At 40.0% G+C, this 10,761-nt stretch carries 11 protein-coding genes and 1 pseudogene; 10 read left to right on the forward strand and 2 right to left on the reverse strand.

The features are described from left to right. The 4 genes from HNR53_RS23100 to HNR53_RS18650 all read left to right on the forward strand — a co-directional run. The coding region (locus HNR53_RS23100) for a hypothetical protein (RefSeq protein ID WP_221452393.1) at positions 1 to 190 on the forward strand (190 nt) is incomplete at its 5' end. Between the two features lie 32 nt (positions 191 to 222). Beyond that, positions 223 to 471 carry a hypothetical protein gene (locus HNR53_RS18640; RefSeq protein WP_184528866.1) on the forward strand — a complete coding sequence of 83 codons (249 nt, stop codon included), beginning with the start codon at positions 223 to 225 and terminating at the stop codon, positions 469 to 471. Beyond that, positions 468 to 848 (forward strand): retropepsin-like aspartic protease, encoded by a 381-nt coding sequence (locus HNR53_RS18645; RefSeq protein ID WP_184528868.1) that lies wholly within the window; start codon positions 468 to 470, stop codon positions 846 to 848. The genes HNR53_RS18640 and HNR53_RS18645 overlap by 4 nt, the downstream gene beginning before the upstream one ends. A 162-nt stretch (positions 849 to 1,010) precedes the next feature. Continuing rightward, entirely contained in the window at positions 1,011 to 1,391 is a 381-nt protein-coding gene (locus HNR53_RS18650; RefSeq protein WP_184528870.1) for an ACT domain-containing protein, read from the forward strand. 332 nt (positions 1,392 to 1,723) lie between these two features. On the opposite strand, the gene HNR53_RS18655 is transcribed toward HNR53_RS18650, so the two are convergent. Next, positions 1,724 to 2,320 carry an undecaprenyl-diphosphatase gene (locus HNR53_RS18655; protein WP_184528872.1) on the reverse strand — a complete coding sequence of 199 codons (597 nt, stop codon included), beginning with the start codon at positions 2,318 to 2,320 and terminating at the stop codon, positions 1,724 to 1,726. A 213-nt stretch (positions 2,321 to 2,533) separates the two neighbouring features. Here HNR53_RS18655 and HNR53_RS18660 point away from each other — a divergent pair. The 4 genes and pseudogenes from HNR53_RS18660 to HNR53_RS18675 all read left to right on the forward strand — a co-directional run bounded on the left by HNR53_RS18660 (position 2,534) and on the right by HNR53_RS18675 (position 7,918). Continuing rightward, a pseudogene (locus tag HNR53_RS18660) lies at positions 2,534 to 4,221 on the forward strand (DUF6044 family protein). Between the two features lie 139 nt (positions 4,222 to 4,360). Then, positions 4,361 to 5,665: a VTT domain-containing protein gene (locus HNR53_RS18665; protein ID WP_184528875.1), complete on the forward strand. Its 1,305-nt coding sequence runs from the start codon at positions 4,361 to 4,363 to the stop codon at positions 5,663 to 5,665. A gap of 188 nt (positions 5,666 to 5,853) precedes the next feature. Further along, positions 5,854 to 6,567 carry a response regulator gene (locus HNR53_RS18670; protein ID WP_184528877.1) on the forward strand — a complete coding sequence of 238 codons (714 nt, stop codon included), beginning with the start codon at positions 5,854 to 5,856 and terminating at the stop codon, positions 6,565 to 6,567. Next, positions 6,545 to 7,918 (forward strand): sensor histidine kinase, encoded by a 1,374-nt coding sequence (locus tag HNR53_RS18675; protein WP_184528879.1) that lies wholly within the window; start codon positions 6,545 to 6,547, stop codon positions 7,916 to 7,918. The genes HNR53_RS18670 and HNR53_RS18675 overlap by 23 nt, the downstream gene beginning before the upstream one ends. 42 nt (positions 7,919 to 7,960) lie before the next feature. On the opposite strand, the gene HNR53_RS18680 is transcribed toward HNR53_RS18675, so the two are convergent. Further along, positions 7,961 to 8,608: a DedA family protein gene (locus HNR53_RS18680; protein ID WP_184529003.1), complete on the reverse strand. Its 648-nt coding sequence runs from the start codon at positions 8,606 to 8,608 to the stop codon at positions 7,961 to 7,963. 235 nt (positions 8,609 to 8,843) lie between these two features. On the opposite strand from HNR53_RS18680, the gene upp reads away from it, so the two are divergent. Together upp and wecB are read left to right on the forward strand one after the other, a co-directional pair. Further along, on the forward strand, positions 8,844 to 9,473 hold the full coding sequence (gene upp, locus HNR53_RS18685) for a uracil phosphoribosyltransferase (protein ID WP_184528881.1): 630 nt from the start codon (positions 8,844 to 8,846) through the stop codon (positions 9,471 to 9,473). Between the two features lie 132 nt (positions 9,474 to 9,605). Then, the gene (wecB, locus tag HNR53_RS18690) at positions 9,606 to 10,748 is read left to right on the forward strand and encodes a non-hydrolyzing UDP-N-acetylglucosamine 2-epimerase (protein WP_184528883.1); all 1,143 of its coding nucleotides are present in this window, start codon (positions 9,606 to 9,608) and stop codon (positions 10,746 to 10,748) included. The last annotated feature ends 13 nt before the right edge of the window (positions 10,749 to 10,761 follow it).

The following is a 10,761-nucleotide window of genomic DNA, read 5'->3' on the forward strand; positions in this document are numbered from 1 at the left end:
GATAGATGGAGCGCGGAATGCAGGGAAACTTGCACGTTCCGTGCGGAGCAGGGGAAAAGCCGGAGATTGCATCAAACGCTTACCTATTGCTGACGAAAATGGAGCAATGATGGACTATTTCAAGTATTCCATTTTTTGTATCTATAACAGAGGGCATTATTTATGTTGCCATGGGAATGTGCTATGGTAATGATAGGACAATAAAACAAGGAGTGATAAACAATGAAATGGGAAGAGGTTCGTAAATTATACCCAGATCAATATGTAAAACTTACTATCCTTGATTTCTACATGGAAGATAATAAAAAGATTGTCACGGATGTTGCGTTAATTAACGTCATTGAAGATTCTAAATTGGCTACAAAAGAGTTGCTTCATACTAAAGGTAATACCATTGTTTATCATACAGGCTCTGACAAAATTGTAATTGAAATGAGAACCCCAACCGGCTTAAGAGGGATAAGGCTATGAAGTTAGAATTAGTGAATCGTCTGCTTGAAGTGGAAATGACGATTGCGTATAAAGAAAAAACGAAGATAATAGATAAGCTTATAATTGATACCGGTGCGGCGCACACTCTTATTTCATCCGATATTGTTGAAGACTTAGGTATTTACTTTGAGAATGGAGATCCTTTAGTTAGTGCGTATGGAATTGGCGGCGAGGAATATTCTTTCCGAAAACCAGTTGATTTTATTATACTCGGTACGCATGAAATACAAGAAATGAAGTTGGATTTTGGAAATTTAGAGGATTGGGGTATCAACGGTCTCATAGGGCTTGATATCTTAATGAATGGAAAATTTATTATTGATCTAGATAAATTGGAATTAATCAGAAACAATTAATCAAAAAATTAATTCCTCAGCAATTTAGTTATAGCGCATCTCTCAAAGGGGGATGCGCATATTTTCGTTAGGGCAAAAGATTCGAATAACAATGAGCTGCAGCAGTCTATTTTTTGACCCTTTATTAAATTGGTAGAATATATTCTTAAAGGGGCTGACAAGATGAAATTAAATATTTTAGATTCAACCTTTTCCATTGTGAAAATTCCCCCAACAGCAACAATACCATCTTGGGCAACCACGTGCGATATATTTTCTATTACTCGTACAGATGAGGAACTTTCGATTGTATATCCCACCGATTGTTTGCCGATTAATGAAGAGTTTGAGGAAGTTGAAAGTGATTGGAAATATATAAAAGTAGAGGGTGTTTTGGACTTTGGCTTAACCGGCATATTGGCCTCATTAGCAAATCCATTAGCAGAAAATAAGATAAGTATTTTTGCCATCTGCACTTTTAATATGGACTACTTACTTGTTAAAAGCCATTCTATAGAAAAAGCTAGGTTCGTATTAGAGAATGAAGGTCACTCTTTTATTTAAAAAGATTTACATAATGATCCTCCCCGTAAACGGGCTCTCTAAGCGCCTGAAATCCCCAAAACCTAGCGACTGGGGAAAACTAGGGAAACGCGAGAACCGGCCCCGCGTTTTATTGATTTGCTTCGTACCAAATCCAAGGTTGAAATTGAGGAAATCAGCGATGTTTCACCGACAGTGGTGCATAAAACTTTGATGATCCAGAAGAGGTCACTTGTGGAACCTTGTTTAACATTAACTTGCCCGGCGATGCGTATCCCAGTGGGAGTGTTTGTGTTCATATTCTCATCTCCAATTTCTATCATACCGGCCTCCAAAAAGGGCCGGTATTCTTGTTAGTGATGCACAGATTGAATGCGGTCATCCTTTTCAGTCGTTTTCGGAACAAGCGGGATGCGGTTATAAAGATGGATAACGATATTAGCAAAAGGTTCAAGAAAAGGATGCAGTTTATAAACAATAAGACTCACGGCAAGTGAAACGATGATGCTGCCTGCAATATCAAATGGATAATGATGCCCGACATAAATCCGGGAAAAACCTGTTAAGCAGGCAAATAAGAGCATCCCTATGCCAATTTTTCGATGCACGAAAAGCACCGCTAGTGCCAGAGCGAAAGCACCGGTTGTATGGTCACTTGGAAACGAAGCATCCGGGGCATGTGTAATCAATAAATGGACGGTATGGGTCACAAACGGCCGTGGTTCAAAGAAGATATGACCGATGATGAAGTTGATGGATAATCCCAGGGCACAGGTAATGCCCGCGTAAACAACCGTCTTCTTATACTGCTCTTTGCCAAAAAACCACATGAGAAGCAACACAAGGGCACAGATGAGCAAAGAGTAGTTCGTCACACCAACCATCAATCCATCTAAATAAGGGTGATGCCCTGCTAATTGATTAATCGATTTAAAAAGAGTGTAATTCATAGTAGTCTCCTTCTGTTTTGTCAAATGACAAATACCTTTGGCCCAAAGTGGGTATCTAAACTATAAGAAAGGAATCTAAACAAGCGATGAAAAAAACATTAATAATTGATTAAAAAGGGAAAAGCATCTGAATGAAGTGTTACAGTGAAGAAGGTGAAGGATATTTATTAAGATAAAAAAAGAGAAAAGCAGAAAATGATGTGAGGGAGAACGATGAGTAGTTGGAAAAGTTGGAGCAGAGAAAAGAAACAGCTTTTTCTGGCTTTTATTTTATTAATTTTGTACTTATCTCCTCTATTTATATTGGGGGAAAACGCTCATATCAGGGTTCACGATAATCTAGATTCTAACATTGCTTGGTATAAAACGTTAAAAAATAGCGGTCAATTATTTGGCGGGATAAACTCAGTTGTTCCTCAGGTTATCAATGGGATTCCCCGTAACACTTATGGAACGGAATTTAGTGGGATACAATGGCTGCATCACCTATTTCCTTCTATGCTGGCATATGCCATTAGCCAATCCATTACAAGGATTGTTGCCTTTTTGGGCATGTACCTTTTATTAAAAACCTATTTTGTGAGAGAAAAGGATGGGGATTGGATTCGTGTTTGGGTTTCCCTTGCGTTGGCACTGACTCCATTCTGGCCATCCGGGATGCTCAGTACACTTGGTATGCCGCTTGCATTATGGGCCTTTTTACAGATTAGAAGCGGAAAATACTCGTGGAAGGAATGGGTAACGCTTATTCTGCTGCCATTCTACTCTAGCTTTGTTTTAGGATTTTTCTTTTTTCTTGCAGCAATGGGGGGTTATTATGGCTCAGAGATTGGCTCGTGAAAAAGAAAGGGAATTGGACATTCTTTGGCAGCATTGTGATGATGACAGCAATTTATTTGCTGATTGAATACCGTCTCATTTTTTCGTTAGTTTTTCCAGAAGCTCCAACCAGCCGAAATGAGTTCATAAGTTCTACGTTAGGCTTTTGGCACAGCACTCGCTTGGCGTGTAAGAATTACTTTTTAGGCCATACACATGTGATGACCATTCATACTCTTGTCATAGTGCCGCTTTCCTTTATGGTATTATGGGCGATAAGAGGGAAAGTGAACGGATCCTTAGAAAAACGCTATCGTTCTTTATTTATTTTAAATATCGTCTTATCTGTTTGGTATGCATTTTGGTTTTATCAAGGATGGGGACCTTTAAAAGAGAAGTTTCCATTATTGAATACATTCAATTTTGCCCGCTTTCATTTTTTGCGACCGTTAATCATTTATCTGATGTTTGCGGTTGGAGGTTATATACTTTGGCGGAAAGGAGCAGGCTGGCAGAAGTTCGTTAAGATTTGTTTAATATCTCAAGTCATTATTTTATTAGGATTTAATGAAGAAATTCGCTATCGAGTGGCAGGAGAGCCGTCCTTTAAACAATTTTATGCAACGGAGGAATTTGCGGAAATCAATCAATATATTGGAGAACCGAAAGGCAGTTACCGGGTGGCCAGCATCGGTCTGCATCCGGCGATTGCGCAGTATAATGGCTTTTACACCCTTGATACGTATAATAACTTTTATCCTTTGGAGTACAAACATCAATTCAGAAAGATTATAGCTACAGAATTAGATAAGAATTCAAACTTGAAGAAGTATTTCGATACATGGGGTGGCAGATGTTATATTTTTGTGGCTGAATTAGGGAAAAATTATGATTTTCGCAAGGACTCAGATAAGAAAATACGACATTTACAGTTAAACACAAAAGTGTTCAAAAATATGGGCGGTAAATATATTTTTTCAAGTGTGCCTATTATGAATGCCAAGAGCAATGGGCTGATATTTAAGAAGGCATTTGAGCAAAAAGATTCTGCCTGGAGAATTTACCTTTATGAAGTAAAATAATCGTAGTTTAAGGGGAGAGTAACTGTCCGTAAATAGAAAAGAAGGATAACAACTCAGCAAACCGGAGAAATTAAAATAAATAGTAAGGAACTTCCATCTTTACTGACAACGAAAAAAGAATCATAAAGGATGATAAGCAGTGGGGAATATAACAGCCTATATCGATCAATATGGCTATATGGTGCTATTTATCGCATTATTATTAGAATTGATTGCTTTTCCATTACCCGGTGAAGTTCTGATGAGTTATACAGGTTTTCTTGTTTTTCAAGGGCATTTAAGTTGGCTGTTAAGTATTTTAATAGCTGGAATTGGAGCTTGCATTGGAATGACGCTTTCATATTGGGTAGGTTATAAATTGGGAGAACCATTCTTTGAAAAATATGGATCGCGTTTTCATATGGGTGCGGAACGGCTGGAAAAGCTATCCCTTTGGTTTAGCAGGTATGGGAATAAGCTTTTGCTCATTGCTTATTTTATCCCGGGAATTAGACATATTACGGGGTATTTTTCAGGAACTACCCGAATGTCTTTTCGCAAGTACGCAATTTTTGCCTATAGCGGAGCCTTTCTGTGGGTGGGAGTATTTATTACACTCGGTAAAGTCTTAGGTCCGCAATGGGAGACCTTTCACAGTTCGATTAAAAAATACCTCATTATTGGCGGAATAGCAGCTGCCGTCATTTTGCTTATGATCTACTCCTGCAAAAAATACAAAGAAGAGCTCAAAGCGGCCACTATTCGCTTATTAAATCTGACTTTAACTATTTTTCATACCAGAAGACGGGTTGGCTTTCTCTTAGCAGCAACTTCGATCTTGACATTGGGTCTTGTGATTTTAATGATTAGCATGATACAGGATTTTCTTGGAAATGAGTTTACCAACTTTAACAAAATTGTGGTTTTATTGCTTTCCTTAGTTTTTAATACTGAATGGACCGAGACGATGCAAACATTTTTATTGCTGGGTTCAAGGCAGGTCCAATTTGTCCTTCTCGGCTTTACCTTCCTGTGGATTTTATGGAAAGGGGAGAATAAATTCATTGAAATGGCTTCTTTTGCCTTCATTATTTTAGGAGGAGAATTGTTTGAAGAAAGTATAAGGAGAGTTTTCCAACGCCTTGCCCCTGTTCCTGCTTCGTTCACGGATCAGATTTTCCTTAGCTTTCCAAGTGAGCAATCTCTATTGAATTTTGTTATATACGGTTTCACAGTGTTTATCATTGTCCGATTTGTCAAAAATGCCTGGGCACACACGATTGTCCCGATGGCTGGATTTGTGGTGTTAATTCTGATTGCTGTCAGTCGATTGTTCTTTAACATCGAACTTCCAAGCGATATTGCTGCCGGCTACGTCTTCGGGGGAGTATGGCTCGGCGTAAACATTCTATTACTGGAAATATCCCGATTACTAAGAAGACTAGATATCCAGCCAATACATTAACGCGGCCCCCCGGCATTCTTTCTTTTTCCCTAAGCTCTGTTAACGTTTATTGTTGATTTTAGCCATATGTGTATGGAGCAACAACAAGATTTAACAGTGCATTTTTATTAAAAAATGAAAGCAACCGTAGGGAATGGTACAGTGAAATAGAGGGAGATGTACAATTAGTTTGCTGTGGAGGGATATAAGTGAAAGCTCATATTTTAGTAGTCGAAGATGAAATACAAATAGCCCGTGTTTTAAAGATGGAGCTGGAATATGAGGGCTACAATGTGACAGTTGAACATAACGGAAGGGACGGACTGGAAAAGTCCCTGCATAGTGAAATCGATTTAATCTTATTAGATGTCATGCTGCCTAAATTAAGCGGGATTGAGGTGTTAAGGAGATTACGAAAGGAAAAAGAGAATATTCCTGTTATTCTTCTAACAGCGCGAAATACCACCTTTGATAAGGTTGCCGGGCTGGACCATGGTGCCAATGATTACGTAACGAAACCATTTGAAATTGAAGAATTATTAGCAAGAATCCGTTCCTGTCTCCGCCATTATTCCAAGACTGAACAGACGGAGAGGGATGCCCCCCTGACTATACAGGATCTCATTATCAACACGGAGGCACGGGAAGTAATAAGGGCCGGTAAATCTATTATCTTAACGCCAAAGGAATATGACTTATTGGTTTATTTAATGGTAAATAAAAATAAAGTGGTCACGAGAGAAAGCATCCTGCTAAATGTTTGGGGCTATGATTATGAAGGAGAAACCAATGTCATTGATGTGTTCATCCGGCATTTACGAAAAAAGATCGAGGAGGGTTTTTCTACTCCATTGATTACGACGGTAAGAGGGATCGGCTACACAATAAAGGAGAACGCAGATGAGGATCACCTTAAAAATTAATTTATTAACAACCATATGGATGCTTTTTATCTTAATTTTGATTAATATTGTTGTCTTCATTTTATTTATGAGAACGACTGTGAATATGGAAGAGGATAGGGCGTTCCAAAAAGCAGGTGATATTGTAAAAGACATCCGTGCCGATGCAGCATCTGAGCAAATCGAAAGTAATTTGAAAAATAATTTAACGGCCAAATCCTATATTCGCATTCTAAAGCCTGATGGGAAGATCCTTTATGAGGTCACGAATGAAAAGAAACTAGCTAAAAAGGTGAAAGGGAAATTTGTTCAGACCGGGGAAGCTGAGAGAAGAGCATTTAGGATAGAAGAAAAGGAAAAGCAGGTGCTAATTGTTCGAGTTCCCCTAGAAAATGTACCCCATTTAAAGGGAAGTATGGAGATTGGGGAAGAACTGGAAGGTCTGGAAACAAGGAAGGATATTCTGGTGCTGATTCTTGGAGTCAGCACGATATTAGCCGTTATTTTATCATTGCTTAGCGGCAAATGGTTATCGAATATCATTATGCGGCCGATTTCGAATATGATCAATACAATGGAGGATATTGAGCGCAGCGGTGTCCCGCAGAAGATTACGATTCAGAATGATACGAAGGATGAACTGCAAACGTTGGCTAATACGTTTAACCGGATGATTGACAGACTTGAGGAAAACTTTGCCAAGCAGTCCCAGTTTGTTTCTGATGCTTCCCATGAATTAAAGACACCGTTGACCGTCATTAAAAGCTATGCGAATTTGTTAAGACGCCATGGACTTGAAAATAAAGAAGTGGCGGATGAAGCGATCCAGGCCATTCACTCAGAAGCAACGAGGATGCAAAAAATGACCGAAGCATTTTTGGATGTAGCTTCATTAGAAAAAGAAGTGAAGCTGGATATAGATGTGGTCAATCTCGTCGTGTTATGTCAAACCATTTTAAAGCAGTTGAAAGAGGTCTATAAAAGAGATATTACTCTTCATTTCATGCAATCACCTATTCTTATTTTGGGGGATGAATTAAAAATCAAGCAGGTTATCGTTATTTTGCTCGATAATGCGATTAAATACAGCAATGATAGAATTGATGTCTTTTTGGAAAAAAATGACGTACATGCCATTGTCCGAGTGCAGGATTATGGTATTGGGATCCCGGAGGAAGAGATTGAGAACATTTTTGCCCGCTTTTACCGCGTGGATAAAGCGCGAAGCCGGGAAACCGGAGGCTTTGGTTTAGGTCTGCATATTGCAAAAAGGATTATGAAGTTACACAAAGGGGAAATAAAAATGAACAGTAAAGTAGGCGCGGGGACCGAGGTAGAATTGATTTTACCGGCAAGCTTGGAGATCGTATAAGAAAAAACACGGCTTCGCATCATAAAGTCGTGTTTTTCTGTTCTAAATTTGATTAGCTGCCATTTTACTCTTAAAATAGGTGAACACAATGGGCAGAAGTGAAACGACTACGATGCCAATCACGACAATGCTGAAATTATCTTTGATAATCGGAATGGCACCGAAGAAATAGCCGGCAAACAAGGCAATGCTGACCCAAAGTAACCCGCCGATTGCATTATAGGAAAGAAATTTACGATATGGCATCATGCCCACTCCGGCCACAAAAGGCGCAAAGGTCCGTATAATCGGGACAAATCTGGCTAAGATGATCGTTTTCGAACCGTGCTTTCTAAAGAATTCTGTGGTTCTATCCAAGTATTCAGTTTTAATGAAACGAATATTCGATTGCGAAGAGACCTTATTCCTTAGAAAATGCCCAATGGTATAATTCACGGTATCGCCGGCAATGGCAGCCACACAAAAGATCAGGTAAATAGGCAGTAATTTGATCGAACCGACAGCTGCCAGAGCTCCGGTTGCGAATAGGAGGGAGTCTCCGGGTAAAAATGGCATAATAACAAGACCTGTTTCACAAAAGACGACGATAAACAGGATAAGATAGATAAACACACCATAATCATTCATGTAAAGACTGAGGTGCTTATCGAGATGTAAAAAAATGTCAATGATGCTACTCACAAAAAAAATCTCCTTCTATATTAATGTTATCTTGTTCATTCTAGTTTAATCTTTACAATTTAACAAATCATTAAATAGAGATTAACATCGAATTTAAAATTAAACGATTATTTGAACATTTAGCCCGTTGGTTGCTGTAGAGGATTTTTTTCTGTAAAATAAATCGGAGTGAATGAAGGCCTTTTAACTTTATGTAAAATAAACAATAGCAGATTCTTTTAGAACTAATAAAGGAGCGATTTTTGTGGCAAAAGTATATGTATTTGACCACCCTCTCATTCAGCATAAGCTTACATACATCCGGAAGAAGGATACGGGAACGAAGGAATTTAGAGAGCTCGTTGACGAAGTGGCCACTTTAATGGCCTTTGAAATTACACGTGATATGCAATTAGAGGATATTGAAATTGAAACACCTGTATCCGTCACAAAGTCCAAGGTCCTGTCAGGAAAGAAAATCGGTCTTGTTCCGATTTTACGTGCCGGAATTGGTATGGTGGATGGCGTCTTGAAATTAATCCCGGCTGCAAAGGTGGGGCATATCGGTCTTTACCGTGACCCGGAAACATTAAAGCCGATTGAATACTATGTGAAACTGCCAAGTGATGTAGAAGAACGTGATTTTATCGTTGTCGACCCCATGCTGGCAACAGGAGGTTCAGCCATTGCAGCTATTGAATCTCTTAAAACACGCGGGGCAAAACATATTAAATTCATGTGCCTAATTGCAGCCCCGGAAGGTGTTGAGGCATTAAAAGCCGCACATCCTGATGTGGATATTTACATTGCTGCACTGGATGAAAAGTTAAACGACCACGGCTATATTATTCCGGGACTTGGAGATGCCGGTGATCGATTATTTGGTACGAAATAAGGAAAAGAGCTAGTCGTTTGCGAAAAATACAACAGAGGTGAGGCTGCGGGTCAGCCTCACCTCTATGTCTAATGAATGGACAGGGGCTGCGTTCGTTTCAGCCGCCATGAAGCGATAAGAAGGTGTAAAACATTGAATCGACGTATTAAAGTAATGACGATATTTGGGACAAGGCCGGAAGCGATTAAAATGGCGCCGCTTGTCCTTGAATTGAAAAAGCATCCGGAACGGTTTGAAGCTGTTGTTACCGTGACAGCGCAGCACCGGCAAATGCTTGATCAGGTGTTGAATATTTTCAAGATTGCGCCGGATTATGATTTAAATATCATGAAGGAGCGGCAGACATTAATTGACGTGACAACACGAGGACTGGAGGGGCTTGATAAAGTCATGAAGGAAGCATCCCCTGATATCGTGCTTGTACACGGCGATACAACTACGACCTTTGTTGCCAGTCTTGCGGCCTATTACAATCAAATTCCGGTGGGTCACGTAGAAGCGGGTCTTCGGACGTGGAATAAGTATTCGCCCTATCCGGAAGAAATGAACCGCCAGTTAACTGGTGTTATCGCTGATCTGCACTTTTCACCGACAGCCAAGTCGGCCCAGAACCTCATTCAGGAAAATAAACAGCAGGAAAACATTTTTATCACAGGAAATACCGCCATTGATGCATTACATACAACGGTTAAAGAAGAATACGACCATGAGGTGCTGCAGCGTATTGGCAATGACCGCTTAATCCTGCTGACGGCACACCGCCGGGAAAATTTAGGACAGCCGATGAGAAATATGTTCCGCGCCATTAAAAGAATCGTTGATGAGCATGAAGATATCCAAGTGATCTACCCGGTTCATATGAATCCGGCCGTAAGAGAAGTGGCTAATGAAATTCTTGGGGATCATGCAAAAATACACTTGACCCCGCCGCTTGATGTGATTGATTTTCATAACTTTGCCGCCCGTGCTCATTTAATATTAACCGATTCCGGCGGTGTGCAGGAAGAAGCTCCATCGCTCGGAGTTCCGGTGCTTGTTCTGCGGGATACAACAGAGAGACCGGAAGGAATTGAAGCAGGCACATTAAAGCTGGCCGGCACGGATGAAGAAACGATTTATGCGCTGGCAAATGAGCTTCTAACGAATCCGGCCGAGTATGAGAAAATGGCTAAAGCCTCCAATCCCTACGGGGACGGACAAGCTTCGCGCCGAATCGTAGACGCTATTCGCTATTATTTTAAACAGACAGACCAGCGCCCGGATGAGTATCGCTAATTAATGGTTAAGA

Source organism: Bacillus benzoevorans, assembly GCF_014207535.1.
GTDB classification, from domain to species: Bacteria; Bacillota; Bacilli; order Bacillales; family Cytobacillaceae; genus Bacillus_BD; species Bacillus_BD benzoevorans.